This window comes from Pseudomonas sp. UBA7530, assembly GCF_002479365.1.
In the GTDB taxonomy this organism is placed as follows: domain Bacteria; phylum Pseudomonadota; class Gammaproteobacteria; order Pseudomonadales; family Pseudomonadaceae; genus Aquipseudomonas.
The window spans coordinates 92,981-110,558 of the sequence record NZ_DLMS01000008.1 but is presented as its reverse complement, the minus strand read 5'-3'; the positions used below and the strand labels follow the sequence as shown (position 1 = coordinate 110,558).

Sequence of the window (17,578 nt, the reverse complement as noted above, 5' to 3'; positions counted from 1 at the left end):
GGGTAGCGGACGAAAGGAGGGGCAGCAGCGCCCTGAAGATCAGAGCGCTGCGGATGGGCGGGCGGATCACCAGGGCAGCGAATGGCCCTGGTAGTCGAGAAAGGCGCACTGCCGTTGTCCCAGTTGCCGGTTGATCACCTGGCACAGGCCGCTGGCGCTCTGTTCCACACTCAAGGGCGCGGCATCGCCGCCCATGTCGGTGCGCACCCAGCCGGGGTGCAGGGCCAGCAGGCTCCAGGGCAACTGCGGCAGTTGCATCTGCCAGCTGCGCAACAGGCTGTTCAGCGCTGCCTTGCTGGCGCCATACAGCGGCATGTCGGCTGCGCGTGCCAGCTCCACGCTGGCCATCTGCGAACTCATAAAGGCGATCACGCCGCCGTCGATCACATGCTCGGCCAATTGCTGGGCCAGGCGAATCGGCGCCACGGCATTGGCCAGGAACAGCTGGCCGATGTCATCGAACTCGGTCTGGCGCGGGTCCTGATGGCCGGGGCCGTAGATCCCGGCATTGAACAGGGCGCAATCCAGGCGCTGGCCCTGCAGGGCCGCTTCGATGGGGCAATGGGCATCCAGGGAGTTGAGGTCACAGGTGATTATCTGCAGGGCATCGGCGTACTGGGCGCGCAGTGCCTCCAGCGGGCTGGCGGGGCGCACCTCGCGCACCACTGCATGCACCTGCCAGCCGCCTTCGAGAAAGGCGCGCACCAGGCCGAGGCCAAGCCCGCGTGATGCGCCACAGATCAGAATCTGGCGTTTCATGGCCATTGCATTTCACCTTTGAGGACTTTGGCGCTCAGTTCCAGGCTGCTTTCATCCTGTAGGTCAGGATAACGCGCCTTCATGGCCGCGATCAGGGCCTGGCTGTCCTTCGCTTTAGGCAGTTCCTCTTCCAGCGCCAAAAGGTAATCGCGGGTGAAGTGCAGGTCGGTCAGGTTCATCGCCGGCTCGCCCAGGTAGTGGCCCGGCACCAGAGTGGTCGGTTGCAGGGCTTCGAGCTCGTCCAGCGACTTCAGCCAGCTCTTGCGCGCTTCGGCAGTTTGCGAGTCGGCCACCCAGACGTGGATATTGGCGCTCGTCAGTATGCCGCCGACCACCGCCTTGATGCTGGGAATCCACAGGCTGGTGGCGTGTGCGTCGTGGCCGACCACTTCGATGCGCTGGCCTTCGAGCTCCAGCAGGTTACCTTGCAGCGCTTCGGGCACCAGGGTACGGGCCGGCGCGCTGTCTTTCAGGATCGGTCCCCAGTAGGCGAGTTTGGGAGCACGGGTTTCCTCGATATGGGCGATCGTGGCCGGGGTGGCCAGCACCTTGGCGTCAGGAAAGGCGCGGGTCAGCACGTCCAGGCCGAAGTAGTAGTCCGGATCGCCATGGCTGATGAAGATAGTTGTCAGACGCTTGCCGCTGGCCTGGATGCGTTCGACCAGTTCCTGTGCCTCGCGGTTGGAGAACTGCGCGTCGATCAAGATCGCGTCCTTCTCGCCGCTGATCAGGGTCGAGGTGACCGGGAACACGGCGGCGTCGCGCGGGTTGTAGGTTTCCAGGGTCAGCGGCTGGGCGAGGGCGGTGCCGGTTGCGGCTAGCAGGCCGAGGCCGGCGATGAAGCGAGTGACGAACGACATGGCGATCTCCGGGTAGATAAGAGTCGCGCATCCTATGCGCTATCTAGCGAGCGAAAAGCCTCGTAAGCTGGCCATGTTCATTGCGTGAATCGAGCGAATCATCTTGGATCGACTGACAGCGGCACGGGTTTTCGTCGAGGTACTGGAACGTGGCAGTCAGACCACTGCGGCCGAGGCCCTGGACATGTCGCGGGCGATGGTCTCGCGTTATCTCGCCGAACTGGAGCGCTGGGCTGGCGTACGTCTGCTGCACCGCAGTACGCGGCGTCTGAGCCTGACCGCTGCCGGCGAGCAGATGCTGCCGCAATGCCGCGAGATGATGGTCCTGGCCGAGCGCATGCAGGCCCTCGGCCAGTCTCTGGACGAGAATCCGCGCGGTACCTTGCGCATCACCTGCAGCCAGTCCTTCGCCCAGGCCTGGTTGGTACACGCGCTGCGGGCATTCACCGAGCGCTATCCGCGGGTCAGCGTCGATCTGTTGGTGGGCAGCGAAGCGGTCAACCTGGTGGAGGCCCGTATCGACCTGGCACTGCGCATCACCAACCAGCTCGACCCGAATCTGATCGCCCGGCGTCTGGCCGTGTGTCGCTCGGTGGTTTGCGCCAGCCCGGATTATCTGGCGCGGCACGGCACACCGCAGCGCCCGGAGGACCTGGCCCGGCACAACTGTCTGGCCTACGCCTACTTCGGTCGCAGCCTGTGGGAATTCGAGCACCAGGGCGAGGCCAGCGCGGTTTCGGTGTCCGGCAGCCTCAGCGCCAACGAATCGATGGTGCTGCTGGAGGCCACCCTGGCGGGTGCCGGCATCAGTCTGCAGCCGCTCTATTCGGTGGATGCGCTGTTGCGCGAAGGTCGCCTGGTGCATCTGTTGGCGGATTACCAGCCGCCGCAACTGGGCATCCATGCGCTATACGGCACGCGCAGGCAGATGCTGCCGGCCATGCGTCTGCTGCTGGATTTCATTGCCGAGCGGCTGGCCAGCGACGCGCATTGGCGACATTGAAGCGGCTTGCATTTGGCCAGCCGTCTTCGAGAATGAGAGAGAACGGACAAGGATTTTTCCATGCCAGCACTCTCGACCTTCGGCAAACGCGTTCGCCAACTCTGGCATGCAGCAGATCTGGCCCTGGTCGGACAGCGGCGCGAACGCCGCATGCGCATGCTGGCGAGCATGGTCATGGTGGTGATGGGCGTGCTGTGGGGGCTGTTCTTCGCCTCCCGCGGCTATTGGGCCATCGTGGTGATGGACATCGTCATCGTCCTCAGTGGCCTCGCCGTGTTCGCGCTGACCCTGCGCAACCGTGCCCGTGCGGCCAACCTGATCCTGTTCGGGGCGCTGATCCTGATCGTCGTCGCCTCGACGCTGCTGCTCGACCCGCCTACGCTCGTGGCGCCGCGGGCCACACATCTGTATCTGCTACCGGTCGCGGTGGGCGCGTTGATGGCCTTTCGCGACGAGCCGTTAAGGCTGCGCTACGGCGTCTCCCTGCTCAGCCTGCTGCTGTTCGTCGCGCTGGCAGCTTCCAATTGGCGGCCCACCGACCTCTACGCCTTGCCGGACGATGTACGGCTGATCGGCTCCTGGTTGCAGGGACTGGTGGCCATGGGGCTGTTCTTCGTGCTGCTGCATATCCTGCAAACCGACACGGCCGAGCGCTCGGAGCTGGATCGCGACCTGCGTGCGGCGGTGCGTGAGCAGCAGTTCGTGCTGTATTACCAGCCGCAACTCGATGACAGTGGCCGCGTGACGGGCGCCGAGTTGCTGATTCGCTGGCAGCACCCGCAACGCGGGCTGCTGGCTCCCGGCGAGTTCATCGACCACGCCGAGAACACCGGCCTGATCATCCCCATCGGCCAGTGGGTGCTGGAGCAGACGGCCGCACGCCTGCGGCAGTGGCAGGATGATCCGCTGTTTCGCGATCTGAGCCTGGCGGTGAACATCAGCCAGAAACAGTTCGGCCAGGCCAGTTTCGTTGCCGAGATACTCGGCCTGATCGAGCGCCACGGCATCGATGCCCAGCGTCTGGAACTGGAGCTGACTGAGACGCTGATCGTCCGCGACATGGAAGATCTGACCCGCAAGATGACGGCGCTGGTCGAGCAGGGGGTGCGCTTCTCCCTGGATGACTTTGGTACCGGTTTTTCCTCGCTCAGCCACCTCAAGCGTTTGCCTTTGAGCAAGCTGAAGATCGACCGCTCCTTCATCTGTGACGTGCTCACCGACGCCAACAGCGAAACCATCGTGCGCACCGTGATCGCCCTCGGCCAGAGCATGGGCATGACGGTGATCGCCGAAGGTGTAGAAACCGAGGCGCAGCGGCGCTTTCTGGCGGATAACGGCTGTTTTCGCTACCAGGGCTATCTGTTCGGTCGGCCGATGCCACTGGCGGATTTTTGCGCCTTCGTGCAGCAACACAATGCCTGAGCCGGCGTTCCGTCCATCCCTCATCGCCCGCTTCGAATGAACTCGAAGCAACGGTGCAATGTCTGTCTGCTGTCGGCCCGTACCGGCAGGAGTAGATGGCTATTGGCCGCTAGCGTGGCGCTTCGTCGCGGATTCTGTCTGGATCATGCTTGAGCTTTTGAGCGCGTGGCCGGCACGTTCATCCCGTTCGCCGGGTTCGTCTGACTGCCACGTGAAGATCGCCCCATGTTTTTATCTCGTCATGCTCCACTCCAACCCCGCATCCTCGGTGCCTGCCTGCTGCTCGGCGGCCTGCTCGGCGGCGCACAACCGGCCTTGGCCGAAGAAGCGACTGGCAACCAGCGCTGGGTCAGCGACAGCCTCAACACCTATGTGCGCAGCGGCCCCACCGATGGCTATCGCATCGTTGGCACCCTGACCTCCGGGGAGAAAGTGGAGCTGGTGCGTACTCAGGGCGACTACAGCCAGGTACGCAGCGAAAGCGGCAACACGGTCTGGATCCCCAGTCGCGACCTGCAGTCGGTGCCCGGCCAGGCCGAGCGCCTGCCGCAACTGGAGCAGAAGGTCGCTGACCTCAGCGCCGAGCTCAAGGGCATCGACGATGCTTGGAAGGTCCGCGTGCAGGGCATGCAGGAAACCATGGATTCGCGCAAAACGCTGATCGACGAGCTGCAGGCCGCCCGCGGTGCGCTGGATGCCGAGCTGACCACCACCCGCTCGCAACTGCGTGATGCCCAGGCGCAGTTGGGCAACGAGCAACAACAGGCGCTGATGCGCTACATGGCCTATGGCGGCAGCATCGCCGGCGCCGGGCTGCTGCTCGGCCTGATCCTGCCTACCATGTTGCGCGTGCGGCGCAAGCGTAACGATCAGTGGGTGTGATCTTTCACCTTTGATGTCCTGCGGCCTGGGACCTCAGGCGCGGGCCGTCAGGTGCCGGGCGATGCCCTTCTTCAGCGGCAGCAGGCCCTGAGCCACGCGCAGACCTGCGCCGCGTAGCAGGCGAGCGGGCAGGCGATCGTTGGTGTACAGCTCCACCAGCAGGTTGGTGGCCTGGTACAACGGCCAGGTGGCCAGGCGCAGCTGGCGCTCGTAGCGCGCCAGTGGCGCAGTCGCACCGATGTCCTGGCGTTTGCCATGTGCGTCGAGCAGCGCGTCGCTGAGCAGTTGTACGCCGATCAGGCCGAAATTGAAGCCGTGTGCGGTGACCGGGTGCATGCCCACGGCGGCATCGCCGAGCAGGGCGCAGCGGTTGCCGGCCATGCGCCGTGCGTAGGCGCCCACCAGCGGATAGGCGTGGCGGCTGCTGACCAGTTGCATGGCGCCCAGGCGGCGATCGAAGCGCTTTTCCATCTCGCGGGTGAAAATCGCTTCGTCGAGTTTCTGCAGGCGTTCTATTTCGCGCGGCGGCAGGGTCAGCACCATCGACGATTGCTGGCCATTGAGTGGCAGCAGGGCCAGGGTCTGGCCATAGCCGAACCATTCCCAGGCTACCTGCTGATGGTCCTGTTCGTGCTGCATGCGGCACACCAGCATGGTCTTGCCGAAGTCCTTGAGTTGCGCGCCGATGCCGAGCTGGCGGCGCGTCTCGGAGAAGCGGCTGTCGGCGGCGACCAGCAGGCGTGGTTGCAACACCTGGCCGTCCTGCAGCACCAGTTTCACCTCATTCTCGCCTTGCTCGATGGCGCGCACGCTGGTTTCACACAGCAGTTGCACATCGGCGCATTCGCTCAGCGCCTGATAGGCGGCGCGGCGAATGGCCTGGTTGGCCACCAGATGGCCGAGTCGCTCGGCGCCGGCCTGTTCGGCGCGTATCTTCAGGGCGAACAGCGAGGGCCCGTTGAACACCTGGGCATCGCGCAGCTCGGCAACGTCTTCGCTGGGCAGGCGTGCCCACAGGCCGAGGCGTTCGAGCAGGGCTTGCGAGCCGTGGGTGAGGGCGATTTCGCGGCCGTCGAAGGCAGGTTCGGCTAATGCCTGTTCGGCCTGTCGCTCCAGCACGACAATGGACAGACCCTTTCCGGATAGGGCACGAGCCAGGCAAAGGCCGGCCGGGCCTGCGCCGACGATGACGATATCGGGTGACATGCTGCAGCTCTCCAGGCGAACTCGGGAAGGCTCGAGTCTAGGCGGCAGGGGGCTTGCAACTATTGTCCGGGGTCATGCCGAAGGTGGAATGCGCCATCCTCGGCGCGATTCACGCCGCCGTGGTTCTCTGTCGAATATTGTTGTTATTACTACTTTGGCCAGGTTGATCGGCGTAATTTTCGGGATTACTGTGATGCGCGTTGTATGAACTACAAAAATAATCCGAGTTGGAGTCGATAGCATGCCCCCTCACGCTTCCGAGATAGCCTGTGCGCGATGCGTCCTCGTCATGGAGGCATTCACGTGAAACTAGCGCTGGTCGGCGACATCGGCGGAACCAACGCACGCTTCGCCCTGTGGCGTGACGATCATCTGGAGGCGGTACAGGTCCTGGCGACCGCCGATTTTCCCGGGCCGGAGCAGGCCATCATGGCCTATCTGCAGGCCCAGGGCCTGCCGCTGGGGGCGATAGGCTCGGTGTGTCTGGCCTGCGCCGGCCCGGTCAGCGGTGACCTGTTTCGCTTCACCAACAACCATTGGCGCATCGATCGCACCGCCTTCTGCCAGGCGTTGCAGGTCGACGAGCTGCTGATGATCAACGATTTCTTCGCCATGTCGCTGGGCATGACCCGCCTGGCCGAGCACGAGCGGATACCGGTGTGCGAGGGCCGGGCGCAGGCAGAGCGGCCGGTGCTGGTGATTGGCGCCGGTACCGGTCTGGGCGTCGGTACGCTGCTGGAGCAGGCCGACGGCCGCTGGCTGGTGTTGCCGGGGGAGGGCGGGCACGTCGACCTGCCCATTGGCAGCCCGCGAGAAGCCGAGCTGTGGCAGATACTCCATCGGCAACTGGGACACGTAAGGGCCGAAGACGTGCTAAGCGGCAATGGCTTGCTGGCGCTATACCGCGCCATCTGCGAGCTGGACGGCCAGCCACTGCAACACGATACGCCGGCTGCGATCACGACTGCCGGCCTGGCGGGCGAGCCCGTCGCCGCCGAGGTACTGGAGCAGTTCAGTTGCTGGCTCGGGCGCGTGGCCGGCAACAATGTGCTGACGCTGGGCGCGCGTGGCGGGGTCTACATCGTCGGCGGCGTGGTACCACGTTTTGCCGAGCGTTTTCTCACCAGCGGTTTTGCCAAGAGCTTCAGCGACAAGGGCCGCATGAGCGATTACTTTGACGGCATCCCGGTGTGGCTGGTGACGGCCGAATATCCCGGTCTGACCGGCGCGGGCGTGGCCTTGCAACAGAGGGTCGAGGCCGGTTAGAACCTGCACCGACCAGGCCTGCATTGCGGCATGAATACAACAAGGACGGCGGACCATGAGCCAGCCCGGCAAGTCGATTCTGCTGGTCGATGACGACCAGGAAATACGTGAACTGCTCGAGACCTACCTGAGCCGCGTCGGCTTTCAGGTGCGCGCCGTCGCCGACGGTGGCGCCTTTCGCCAAGGCCTGTGTGCGGAGTCGGCCGACCTGGTGATTCTCGATGTGATGTTGCCCGACGAGGACGGCTTCAGCCTGTGCCGCTGGGTGCGCGAACACCAGCGCTTCGCCCAGGTGCCGATCATCATGCTCACCGCCAGCTCCGACGAGGCCGACCGGGTGATCGGCCTGGAGCTGGGCGCCGACGACTACCTCGGCAAACCGTTCAGCCCGCGCGAACTGCTGGCACGAATCAAGGCGTTGCTGCGGCGTGCCCAATTCACCCAGGAGCGCAGCGGCGAGGTGCTGGCATTCGATGACTGGCGCCTGGACATGGTCAGCCACCGCCTGTTTCATCGCGACGGCGAGGAGGTGATCCTCTCCGGTGCCGACTTCGCTCTGCTCAAGCTGTTTCTCGATCATCCGCAGCAGATCCTCGACCGCGACACCATCGGCAACGCCACTCGTGGCCGCGAGGTGATGCCGCTGGAGCGCATCGTCGACATGGCGGTGAGCCGCCTGCGCCAGCGCCTGCGTGATACCGACAAGCCGCCGCGGCTGATCCGTACCGTGCGCGGTAGCGGCTATCAGCTGGCGGCGACCGTCAGCGTGCAGGCCGGCGATGGCCGTTGAGCCAAGGCGCTGGTTGCCGCTGCCGCGTTCGCTGCTCGGGCGCATGCTGTTGCTCACCCTGTTGGCGATACTTGCGGCGCAGACGCTGTCCAGCGCCATCTGGCTGTCGCAGTTGCGTGCCACCCAACTCGAAGGCCTGGTGACCACGGCGCGCAGCCTGGCTCACTCGATGTCGGCCAGCGTGCGTTACTTCCGTTCCCTGCCGGTGAATTACCGGCCGCTGGTGCTCGACCAGTTGCGCAGCATGGGCGGCACGCGCTTCGTGGTCAGCCTCAACGACCGTCCGTTGCAGATGAAGCTGCTACCGCCCACGCCGCGCAAGCAGGCGGTGACCGAGACGGTGACCGAGGTGCTGCGTCAGGCACTGGGCAGCGCTGCCGACATCTCGGTGACCTTCGTCAGGCCGGATGATCTGCTGATCTTCAACGGCGGCCTGAAGCTCGACGAGCTGCCGCGATCCTGGGCGCACTATGCGCTGACCCTGGAGCCGCTCAACCCGCCGGTGCTGGTGACGCAGATCCAGCTGGCCCCGGGGGAATGGCTGTACATCGCCTCGCTGCTGCCCGAGCCCTACACCAACCTGGAGGAACCTTTCCTGCCCTCCCAGCAGCTGTGGTTCATCCTCCTGACCAGTGTTTTCCTGCTGGTATTCATCGGCTTGCTGGTGCACCTGCAGAGTCGCCCACTCAAGCGCCTGGCGCGCACCGCACGGCACCTGTCGCTGGGGGCGGAAGTGGAGCCGGTAGCCGAAGGTGGTGGCCGCGAGGTGGTCGAAGTGGCGCGTGCCTTCAACGCCATGCGCGAGCGCATCAGCCGTTACCTCACCGAGCGCAGCCAGCTGTTCAGCGCGATCTCCCACGACCTGCGCACGCCGATCACGCGGCTGCGCCTGCGTGTCGAACTGCTCGACGACGAGAGCCTGCAGAGCAAGTTCGGGCGCGACCTGGACGACCTGGAGCTGCTGGTCAAGGGCGCACTGCAATGCGTGAAGGACACCGACATCCACGAGAACATCGCGCCGGTCGACCTCAATCATCTGCTGCATGGGCTGATCGAGCCCTATCTCGGCACGGGACGGGTGACCCTCGATGGTGCCGCACGGGCTGTCTATCCGGGCAAGCCGCTGGCCTTGCGTCGTTGTATCGGCAACCTGCTGGACAACGCTCTGAAGTATGGCGAGCGTGCGCATCTGCACATTGAGGACGATGACGAAGCCTTCGTCCTGCATGTCGATGATGAGGGCCCGGGTGTGCCTGAGCAGAAGCTCGAGCAGGTGTTCGAGCCGCACTTTCGCCTGGCCAGCCAGCAGCAGGGCTACGGCATGGGGCTCGGCATCGCACGCAACCTGGCGCACAGCCATGGCGGCGAACTGAGCCTGCGCAATCTGCGAGATGGAGGGCTGCGTGTCACCCTCTGGCTACCGCGCCAATCCCGTTGAATTTCCGCTCGTGAGCCCTCGCGCTGGACCGCAGAATCCGCGGCGCGGTGCCTCATGTAACCTGCCCGGGCCGCTTTGTAACAGCCCGGTGACCATCCAATACCCTTTGTTACCCCCGCCGCAGTGGGGCCTGGGTAGACTCGTTCGCAATGCAAGCACCACGACTTGCTCGCGAATAACAACAACAAGGTGTCTCATCCCATGAAAGCGATCTCTCGCCTGTCCTGTGCCATCTCCGTCGCGGTCCTGCTGCCCCTTTCCGCTACTGCCGGTGAAGTCGAAGTGCTGCACTGGTGGACCTCGGGTGGTGAAAAGCGCGCCGCCGATACCCTGCAGAAACTGGTCGAAGCCCAGGGCCACAAATGGAAGGATTTCGCCGTTGCCGGAGGTGGTGGTGAAGCGGCCATGACCGTGCTGAAGACCCGCGCGGTGTCCGGCAATCCGCCCGCCGCGGCGCAGATCAAGGGGCCGGATATTCAGGAGTGGGGCGAGCTGGGCCTGCTTGCCGACCTCAACGACGTCGCTGCCGAGCAGAAGTGGGATGACCTGCTGCCACCGCAGGTGATCGAGGTGATGAAGTACCAGGGCGACTACGTGGCGGTGCCGGTCAACGTGCACCGGGTCAACTGGTTGTGGATCAACCCGCAGGTGTTCGAAAAGGCGGGTGCCACGCCGCCGACCACCCTCGACGAATTCTTCGCCGCTGCCGACAAGCTCAAGGCGGCCGGCTTCATCGCCATCGCCCATGGCGGCCAGCCCTGGCAGGACGGTACGGTGTTCGAGGACCTGGCCTTCAGCATTCTCGGCCCCGAGGGTTTTCGCAAGGCCTTCGTCGAGCTGGATCGCGACACCCTGACCGGCGACAAGATGGTCGAAGTGTTCGCTGCCCTGCAGAAGCTGCGTGGCTACATCGACGCCGACGCCGCCGGGCGCGACTGGAACAGCGCCACTGGTTTGGTGATCGACGGCAAGGCCGGCATGCAGATCATGGGCGACTGGGCCAAGAGCGAGTGGACCGCAGCCGGCAAGGTCGCCGGCAAGGACTACGAGTGCCTGGCGTTCCCGGGTACCCAGGGCAGCTTCGCCTTCAATATCGACTCGCTGGCCATGTTCAAGCTGACCAACGCCGACAATCGCAAGGCTCAGGAAGACCTGGCGCGCACGGTGATGGGCAACGAGTTCCAGGAGTTCTTCAACCAGAACAAGGGCTCGATCCCGGTGCGTATGGACCAGGACATGAGCAGCTTCGATGCCTGTGCGCAGAAATCCATGGCCGACTTCAAGGAGGCCGCCGCCGATGGCGGCCTGCAACCGAGCCTGGCCCACGGCATGGCCGCATCCAGCTACGTGCAGGGCGCGGTGTTCGACGTGGTGACCAACTTCTTCAACGACCCCAAGGCCGACCCCAAGCGCGCTGCCCAGCAACTGGCGGCAGCGATCCAGGCGGTGCAATGAGCCTGCGGGCCGCCTAGGCGGCCCTGCCCTAGGGCGGGTGTAACCCGCCGCTTTCAAGCCTTCTATCCCAGGCGCATGTGTCCATGCATGCGTCACGGGATCGGCCGCGCCGCGTTTCCCTACGGTAGGGAATGGCAGCGGCGCAATCCGCAACGACGGAGTGATCCATGACTTCAAATGCAGTCACTGCCAAAGCCTCACCGCTGGATGCCCTGCAACGCTGGCTGCCCAAGCTGGTGCTGGCGCCGAGTATGGTCATCGTGCTGGTGGGCTTCTACGGCTACATCGGCTGGACCTTCCTGCTGTCGTTCACCAATTCGCGCTTCATGCCCAGCTACAACTTCGTCGGGCTCCAGCAATACGCGCGTCTGTGGGACAACGACCGCTGGTGGGTGGCGAGCCAGAACCTACTGGTCTTCGGCGGTCTGTTCATCGCCATCAGCCTGGCCATCGGCGTGCTGCTGGCGGTGTTGCTGGACCAGCGCATCCGCCGCGAAGGCTTCATTCGCACCATCTTTCTCTATCCCATGGCGCTGTCGATGATCGTCACCGGCACCGCCTGGAAGTGGCTGCTCAACCCCGGCCTGGGCCTGGACAAATTGCTGCGCGACTGGGGCTGGGAGGGCTTTCGCTTCGATTGGCTGGTGGACCCGGATCGTGTCGTCTACTGCCTGGTGATGGCCGCCGTGTGGCAGTCCTCGGGGTTCGTCATGGCGCTGTTCCTCGCCGGCCTGCGCGGGGTCGATCAGTCGATCATCCGCGCCGCCCAGGTCGACGGTGCTAGCCTGCCGAGCATCTACCTGCGCATCGTCCTGCCGAGCCTGGGCCCGGTGTTCTTCAGCGCGCTGATGATCCTCGCTCATATCGCCATCAAGAGCTTCGACCTGGTCGCTTCGATGACCGCCGGCGGCCCCGGCTACGCCTCCGACCTGCCGGCGATGTTCATGTACGCCCACACCTTCACCCGCGGCCAGATGGGCCTTGGCGCCGCCAGCGCGATGCTGATGCTCGGCGCGGTGCTGGCGATCCTGGTGCCGTATCTGTATTCCGAACTGCGAGGCAAACGCCATGACTGATTCCGTGCTCGATGCGCGCCTGGCGCCGCGCCCCGTATCCCGGGTGAGGGCCTTCAGCCTCAGCCGCCTGGCCATCCACGCCACCCTGATCCTGGCCTGCGCAGTGTACCTGGTGCCGCTGCTGGTGATGCTGCTGACCAGCTTCAAGACACCGGACGACATCCGCAGCGGCAACCTGCTGTCCTGGCCCGACGTACTCACGGTCATCGGCTGGCTCAAGGCCTGGGACGGTGTCGGCGGCTACTTCTGGAACTCGGTGAAGATCACCATCCCGGCGGTGCTGATCTCCACGCTGCTCGGCGCGCTGAACGGTTACGTGCTGGCCATGTGGCGTTTTCGCGGTTCGCAGCTGTTCTTCGGCCTGCTGCTGTTCGGCTGCTTCCTGCCGTTCCAGGTGATCTTGTTGCCGGCGTCCTTCACCCTCGGTCAGCTCGGCCTGGCCAATACCACCGAAGGCCTGGTGCTGGTGCACGTGGTCTACGGCCTGGCCTTCACCACGCTGTTCTTCCGCAACTTCTACGTGAGCATTCCCGAGGCGCTGGTGCGGGCCGCGCGCCTGGATGGCGCCGGCTTCTTCACCATCTTCGGACGCATCCTGCTGCCGATGTCGGTGCCGACCATCATGGTCTGCCTGATCTGGCAGTTCACCCAGATCTGGAACGATTTCCTCTTCGGCGTGGTGTTCGCCAGCGGCGATACCCAGCCGATCACCGTGGCGCTGAACAACCTGGTCAACACCAGCACCGGAGCCAAGGAATACAACGTCGACATGGCCGCGGCGATGATCGCCGGCCTGCCCACCCTGCTGGTCTACGTCCTGGCCGGTAAGTACTTCCTGCGCGGCCTGACGGCCGGCGCCGTTAAAGGTTGAAAGCTACTGCGCTCGGTCATGCTGCGTTGGATTCAGGCTCGGAAGCCGCTTGCGGCTAACGCCCTTTAGGGCGGCCCGTATGGGCGAGCAATGCGAGTAATGCTCATTTAGCGGCCTAAACTCCGCTTCCTCGCCTGACTCCGCCTTGCCTGACCTTCGCTCGCGACGCTTTCAAAGTGGAGAAATGAAATGGCTACCCTCGAACTGCGCAACGTCAACAAGTCCTACGGCAGCGGCCTGGCGGACACCCTGAAGAACATCGAGCTGGCCATCGACTCCGGCGAGTTCCTGATCCTGGTCGGCCCCTCCGGCTGCGGCAAATCCACCCTGATGAACTGCATCGCCGGCCTGGAAGACATCAGCGGTGGGTCGATTCTGGTGGACGGCGCCGACATCAGCGGCATGAGCCCGAAGGATCGCGACATCGCCATGGTGTTCCAGTCCTATGCGCTGTATCCGACCATGACGGTGAAGGACAACATCGCCTTCGGCCTGAAGATGCGCAAGCTGCCGCCGGCCGAGATCGAGGCCGAGGTGGCGCGCGTGGCCAAGCTGCTGCAGATCGAGCACCTGCTGGGGCGCAAGCCCGGCCAGCTGTCCGGTGGCCAGCAGCAGCGCGTGGCCATGGGCCGGGCGCTGGCGCGGCGGCCGAAGATCTACCTGTTCGACGAACCGCTGTCGAACCTCGACGCCAAGCTGCGTGTTGAGATGCGCACCGAAATCAAGCTGATGCACCAGCGCCTGAAGACCACCACGGTGTACGTCACCCACGACCAGATCGAGGCCATGACCCTGGGCGACAAGGTGGCGGTGATGAAGGACGGCATCATCCAGCAATTCGGCACCCCGCAGGAAATCTACAACGACCCGGCCAACCAGTTCGTGGCCAGTTTCATCGGTTCGCCGCCGATGAACTTCATCCCGCTGCGCACGCAGGTGCGTGATGGCCAGTGCTTCGGCCTGCTCGACTCCGGGCAGGCGCGCTGCGAGCTGCCGCTTGGCGCGGCGGCGGAGCTGGAAGGGCGCGAGCTGATCCTCGGCGTACGTCCCGAGCAGATCCAGCTGGCCGGCGCCGCTGCGGCGCTGCCGAGCCTGCGCGCCGAGGTCGAGGTGGTCGAGCCAACCGGCCCCGACACCCTGGTGTTCGTCAGCCTCAACCAGACCAAGGTGTGCTGCCGCCTGGCGCCGGATGCTGCACCGCAGGCCGGCAGCAGCCTCGACCTGCAGTTCGATCCCACGCGCGTGCTGTTGTTCGACGCCACCAGCGGCGAGCGTCTGCGCCCGGGAAAGCGTCAGGCCACTGATAACAAGGTGGCCCAGTTCAAGCTCGGTTAGCCGTGTAGCCCGGATGCAATTCGGGGGTTGCCCAATACCCCCGCATGGCATCTGGCTACAGCTCCTCGAGACAACGAAACCCCCGTCGCTGCGGCGGTTATCCGCAGCATCGCTCAATAAAAACAATCAGGAGCAACGATGAAGACCACACAGCAAACCCTCACCTGTTCGCTCGGCGCCCCCTGCCTGCTGGCACTGGCTTTGGCCACTCCGCAAGCACTGGCCCTCGAGTTCAGCGGCTACGTGCGCAGCGGCATCGGTGGTGCCGATACCGGCGGCACGCAGCAGTGTTTCCAGTTGCCGGGCGCGCAGTCCAAGTATCGCCTGGGTAACGAGTGCGAGCAGTACATCGAGCTGGATCTGCGGCAGGACCTGTTTCGCCTGGATGACGGCTCTGTGATCAGCGTCGAGGGCATGGCCCAGCTCTACAACCAGTACGGCCACACGCCGAAGTTCACCGGCGACTACGGCTTCGCGCGGATGAATCAGATGTACGCGGAATGGAGCAACATGCCGGCGCTCAATGGCGGCTCGCTGTGGGCCGGGCGGCGCTTCTACAAGCGTAACGACATCCACATTTCCGATTTCTACTACTGGAACCAGAGCGCCACGGGCTTTGGTATCGACGAGATGAAGATCGGCGACCTCAAGTACAGCTACGTGTTCTCGCGCAAGGACAGCTACTTCCAGGAGCCCTACATCAACCGTCACGACTTCAACGTCGGCGGCTTCCAGGTCAACCCGGGCGGTGAACTGGAAGTGGGCGTCAGCTACATCGACAAGCCCGACAGCACCGACAGCCACAGCGGTTGGGCAGTGACCGCGCAGCACAAGCAGCAGGACTTCCTCGGCGGGGTCAACACCATCGCCCTGCAGTACGGGCGCGGACCGGGTACCGGCCTGGGCTATACCGGCGATCCGACGCTGGACAACAGCAACCGCAGCTGGCGCCTGGTAGAGTTCTTCGACTTCCAGATGACGCCGCGTCTCGGCGGCCAGGTGCAGCTGGTCTACCAGAAGGACAAGCGCCCGGATGGTGCCGATCAGAACTGGCTGTCCATCGGTGGCCGCACCAGCTACGCCTTCACCGAGCAGTTCAAACTGGTCGGCGAGATCGGTCGCGATCAGGTCGAGGCGCCCGGTGGCACGCGCAAGCTGACCAAGTTCACCATCGCGCCGACCTGGTCGCCCTCTGGTCCTGGCTTCTGGGAGCGTCCGGAAATCCGCCTGTACTACACCTACGCCAGCTGGAACCGCGCCGCGCAACAGGCCGCCAACCTCCTGGCCGATGGCTCGGCCTTGTCCGAGAACGGCGCCTTCGGCAGCGCACGCAACGGCTCCAACTTCGGCGTGCAGGTGGAGTACTGGTGGAAGTAACCAGTCGGTAGGGTGGATCACGCTTCACCGATCCACCGTGGGTGTCAGGTGGTGGATGAGAAAAGCGTCATCCACCCTACGAAGCTTAGACCGTGCCCGCTGCGCACCAGGACCGTAGCCCGGATGCAATCCGGGGTGATTCATGCACCGGCCCCGGATTTCATCCGGGCTACGGCAGTACGTAAGGCGCGCTGTGCGCGCCAGGCGTTAGAGCAATCCCGCTACCAGGCGCCCGAGCACTTCCATGGCCTGTTCACTGCGCGGGCTCCACGGGTGACCGTAGTTCAACCGCGCGCAGTGGCGAAAGCCCTGGCTGGCGGAGAAGATCGGCCCCGGCGCTAGGCTGATGCCCTGGGCCAGCGCCAGACGCAGCAGTTGCAGCGAGTCCAGGCGCTCGGGGAATTCGAACCAGAGGAAGTAGCCGCCCGAAGGCCTTGTGACCCGCGTGCTGGCGGGAAAGTGCCGGGCGGCGGAGGCGAGCATCGCGCTCTGCTGCATTTCCAGAGAATGGCGCAGCTTGCGCAGGTGGCGGTCGTAGCCGCCGTGCTGCAGGTAGTCGGCCAGTGCCGCCTGCGCCGGCACCGAAGGGGAAATGGTGGTCATCAGCTTGAGCCTGGCGATCTGCTCGGCATAGCGACCGCCGGCCACCCAGCCGATGCGATAGCCCGGCGCGAGGCTCTTGGAGAAGGAGCTGCAATGCATCACCAGCCCCTCACGGTCGAAGCTCTTCACCGGTTTGGGCGGGTGGCTACCGAAGTACAGCTCGGCGTACACGTCGTCCTCGATCAGCGGCACCTGATGTTCGACCAGCAGGTCGTACAGCGCCTGTTTCTTGGTCTCGCTCATGCTCGCACCCAGCGGGTTCTGCAGGCTGCTCATGAACCAGCAGGCCTTGATCGGCAGTTGCTTGAGGCTATCGGACAGGGCGCCCAGGTCGATGCCTTCGCGTGGGTGCACGGGGATTTCCACCGCCTTGAGCTGCAAGCGCTCCAGCACCTGCAGGCAGGCGTAGAAGGTCGGTGACTCGATGGCCACCAGGTCGCCCGGTTGAGTCACGCACTGCAGGCAGAGGTTGAGCGCCTCCATGGCGCCGTTGCTGATCACCAGCTCCTCCATCGGCAACATCACGCCACTGACCATATAGCGCAGGGCGATCTGCCGGCGCAGGTCGGCGTTACCGGCAGTCATGTCGGCGATGATCTCGTGCGGCGAGAGCATGCGCAGCGCGTGCGCCATGCTCTTGGCCAGACGCGGCAGGGGGAACAGGTCTGGGCTGGGGAAGGCCGAGCCGAAAGGTACGGTGTGCGGGTCTTTCAGCGAGGCGAGTACCGAGAACACCAGCTCGCTGACGCCGACCTCGGTGGTCTGCGCGGCGTGGGCGGTTAGCTCCGGCTCGTGCAGCGGACGCTTGGCGTGTTCACGCACGAAATAACCCGAGCGTGCGCGTGCCTGGATCAGGCCGCGGTCTTCCAACAGGTAGTAGGCCTGGAACACGGTAGACGGGCTGACCCCGTAGGTGCGGCTGGCATGGCGCACCGAGGGCACCTTCTCGCCGGGGCCGAGCACGCCGGTACGGATCAGCTCGGCGATCTCGTCGGCGAATTTTTCGTAGCGCTTCATCCTGTCCTGATTCACCGCTGCAAAGGGTAGGGACGAACACTTTACGGCGTGAGCGGCAGACATGGCAGTGCCTCGTGAGTGGGAGGGCATACATCGGATGTAAGAGCGGATTTATCCGCGATGAATGCGGCGCAGCGGTTTCGCGGCTGAAGCGCAATGCCGCCCAGCCGCTCCTAAAAGGCTCGTGTAGCCTGTAGCCCGGATGCAATCCGGGGACG

The 17,578-nt window shown here is 64.6% G+C and carries 15 protein-coding genes; 11 read left to right on the top strand and 4 right to left on the bottom strand.

The annotated features are described in order from the left end of the window. Positions 1 to 66: 66 nt before the first annotated feature. Together B2U07_RS13025 and B2U07_RS13020 are read right to left on the bottom strand one after the other, a co-directional pair. Positions 67 to 765 (bottom strand): SDR family oxidoreductase, encoded by a 699-nt coding sequence (locus B2U07_RS13025; protein ID WP_275547377.1) that lies wholly within the window; start codon positions 763 to 765, stop codon positions 67 to 69. Continuing rightward, positions 756 to 1,619 (bottom strand): MBL fold metallo-hydrolase, encoded by an 864-nt coding sequence (locus B2U07_RS13020; protein ID WP_275547376.1) that lies wholly within the window; start codon positions 1,617 to 1,619, stop codon positions 756 to 758. Before B2U07_RS13020 ends, B2U07_RS13025 begins: the two co-directional genes overlap by 10 nt. A gap of 103 nt (positions 1,620 to 1,722) precedes the next feature. On the opposite strand from B2U07_RS13020, the gene B2U07_RS13015 reads away from it, so the two are divergent. From B2U07_RS13015 to B2U07_RS13005, 3 genes are all read left to right on the top strand, one after another. Further along, positions 1,723 to 2,622, top strand: a complete 900-nt coding sequence (locus B2U07_RS13015; protein WP_275547375.1) for a LysR family transcriptional regulator — start codon at positions 1,723 to 1,725, stop codon at positions 2,620 to 2,622. A 60-nt stretch (positions 2,623 to 2,682) separates the two neighbouring features. Then, entirely contained in the window at positions 2,683 to 4,044 is a 1,362-nt protein-coding gene (locus B2U07_RS13010) for a putative bifunctional diguanylate cyclase/phosphodiesterase (RefSeq protein WP_275547374.1), read from the top strand. 225 nt (positions 4,045 to 4,269) lie between these two features. Then, positions 4,270 to 4,926, top strand: a complete 657-nt coding sequence (locus B2U07_RS13005; protein WP_275547373.1) for a TIGR04211 family SH3 domain-containing protein — start codon at positions 4,270 to 4,272, stop codon at positions 4,924 to 4,926. A gap of 33 nt (positions 4,927 to 4,959) precedes the next feature. Here B2U07_RS13005 and ubiM read toward each other — a convergent pair whose 3' ends face one another. After that, on the bottom strand, positions 4,960 to 6,132 hold the full coding sequence (gene ubiM / locus B2U07_RS13000; protein WP_296277112.1) for a 5-demethoxyubiquinol-8 5-hydroxylase UbiM: 1,173 nt from the start codon (positions 6,130 to 6,132) through the stop codon (positions 4,960 to 4,962). Between the two features lie 303 nt (positions 6,133 to 6,435). On the opposite strand from ubiM, the gene B2U07_RS12995 reads away from it, so the two are divergent. From B2U07_RS12995 to B2U07_RS12960, 8 genes are all read left to right on the top strand, one after another. Continuing rightward, positions 6,436 to 7,398 (top strand): glucokinase, encoded by a 963-nt coding sequence (locus B2U07_RS12995; protein ID WP_275547371.1) that lies wholly within the window; start codon positions 6,436 to 6,438, stop codon positions 7,396 to 7,398. A 55-nt stretch (positions 7,399 to 7,453) separates the two neighbouring features. Continuing rightward, entirely contained in the window at positions 7,454 to 8,188 is a 735-nt protein-coding gene (locus B2U07_RS12990) for a response regulator (RefSeq protein ID WP_275547370.1), read from the top strand. Continuing rightward, positions 8,178 to 9,626, top strand: a complete 1,449-nt coding sequence (locus tag B2U07_RS12985; RefSeq protein ID WP_269476149.1) for an ATP-binding protein — start codon at positions 8,178 to 8,180, stop codon at positions 9,624 to 9,626. Before B2U07_RS12990 ends, B2U07_RS12985 begins: the two co-directional genes overlap by 11 nt. Positions 9,627 to 9,827: 201 nt before the next feature. Further along, entirely contained in the window at positions 9,828 to 11,081 is a 1,254-nt protein-coding gene (locus B2U07_RS12980) for an ABC transporter substrate-binding protein (RefSeq protein WP_275547368.1), read from the top strand. A gap of 167 nt (positions 11,082 to 11,248) precedes the next feature. Further along, complete coding sequence (locus B2U07_RS12975) at positions 11,249 to 12,157, top strand: carbohydrate ABC transporter permease (protein WP_197859383.1); 909 nt, start codon at positions 11,249 to 11,251, stop codon at positions 12,155 to 12,157. After that, positions 12,150 to 13,028, top strand: coding sequence for a carbohydrate ABC transporter permease (locus B2U07_RS12970; RefSeq protein ID WP_275547367.1), 879 nt, complete (start codon positions 12,150 to 12,152; stop codon positions 13,026 to 13,028). The genes B2U07_RS12975 and B2U07_RS12970 overlap by 8 nt, the downstream gene beginning before the upstream one ends. A gap of 189 nt (positions 13,029 to 13,217) precedes the next feature. After that, positions 13,218 to 14,363: an ABC transporter ATP-binding protein gene (locus B2U07_RS12965; RefSeq protein WP_275547366.1), complete on the top strand. Its 1,146-nt coding sequence runs from the start codon at positions 13,218 to 13,220 to the stop codon at positions 14,361 to 14,363. Positions 14,364 to 14,501: 138 nt separating this feature from the next. Beyond that, positions 14,502 to 15,740: a carbohydrate porin gene (locus B2U07_RS12960; protein WP_275547365.1), complete on the top strand. Its 1,239-nt coding sequence runs from the start codon at positions 14,502 to 14,504 to the stop codon at positions 15,738 to 15,740. A 207-nt stretch (positions 15,741 to 15,947) separates the two neighbouring features. Here the strand turns inward: B2U07_RS12960 and mapR are convergent, their stop codons facing one another. Further along, positions 15,948 to 17,360 carry a GntR family transcriptional regulator MpaR gene (mapR, locus tag B2U07_RS12955; protein ID WP_275547364.1) on the bottom strand — a complete coding sequence of 471 codons (1,413 nt, stop codon included), beginning with the start codon at positions 17,358 to 17,360 and terminating at the stop codon, positions 15,948 to 15,950. Positions 17,361 to 17,578: the final 218 nt, after the last annotated feature.

What these genes read in the sequence shown, in the direction of transcription:
- B2U07_RS13025 (WP_275547377.1), bottom strand. Translation starts at nt 765, where the DNA reads ATGGCCATGAAACGCCAGATTCTGATCTGTGGCGCATCACGCGGGCTT.
- B2U07_RS13020 (WP_275547376.1), bottom strand. Translation starts at nt 1,619, where the DNA reads ATGTCGTTCGTCACTCGCTTCATCGCCGGCCTCGGCCTGCTAGCCGCA.
- B2U07_RS13010 (WP_275547374.1), top strand. Translation starts at nt 2,683, where the DNA reads ATGCCAGCACTCTCGACCTTCGGCAAACGCGTTCGCCAACTCTGGCAT.
- B2U07_RS13005 (WP_275547373.1), top strand. Translation starts at nt 4,270, where the DNA reads ATGTTTTTATCTCGTCATGCTCCACTCCAACCCCGCATCCTCGGTGCC.
- ubiM (WP_296277112.1), bottom strand. Translation starts at nt 6,132, where the DNA reads ATGTCACCCGATATCGTCATCGTCGGCGCAGGCCCGGCCGGCCTTTGC.
- B2U07_RS12990 (WP_275547370.1), top strand. Translation starts at nt 7,454, where the DNA reads ATGAGCCAGCCCGGCAAGTCGATTCTGCTGGTCGATGACGACCAGGAA.
- B2U07_RS12985 (WP_269476149.1), top strand. Translation starts at nt 8,178, where the DNA reads ATGGCCGTTGAGCCAAGGCGCTGGTTGCCGCTGCCGCGTTCGCTGCTC.
- B2U07_RS12980 (WP_275547368.1), top strand. Translation starts at nt 9,828, where the DNA reads ATGAAAGCGATCTCTCGCCTGTCCTGTGCCATCTCCGTCGCGGTCCTG.
- B2U07_RS12975 (WP_197859383.1), top strand. Translation starts at nt 11,249, where the DNA reads ATGACTTCAAATGCAGTCACTGCCAAAGCCTCACCGCTGGATGCCCTG.
- B2U07_RS12970 (WP_275547367.1), top strand. Translation starts at nt 12,150, where the DNA reads ATGACTGATTCCGTGCTCGATGCGCGCCTGGCGCCGCGCCCCGTATCC.
- B2U07_RS12965 (WP_275547366.1), top strand. Translation starts at nt 13,218, where the DNA reads ATGGCTACCCTCGAACTGCGCAACGTCAACAAGTCCTACGGCAGCGGC.
- B2U07_RS12960 (WP_275547365.1), top strand. Translation starts at nt 14,502, where the DNA reads ATGAAGACCACACAGCAAACCCTCACCTGTTCGCTCGGCGCCCCCTGC.
- mapR (WP_275547364.1), bottom strand. Translation starts at nt 17,360, where the DNA reads ATGAAGCGCTACGAAAAATTCGCCGACGAGATCGCCGAGCTGATCCGT.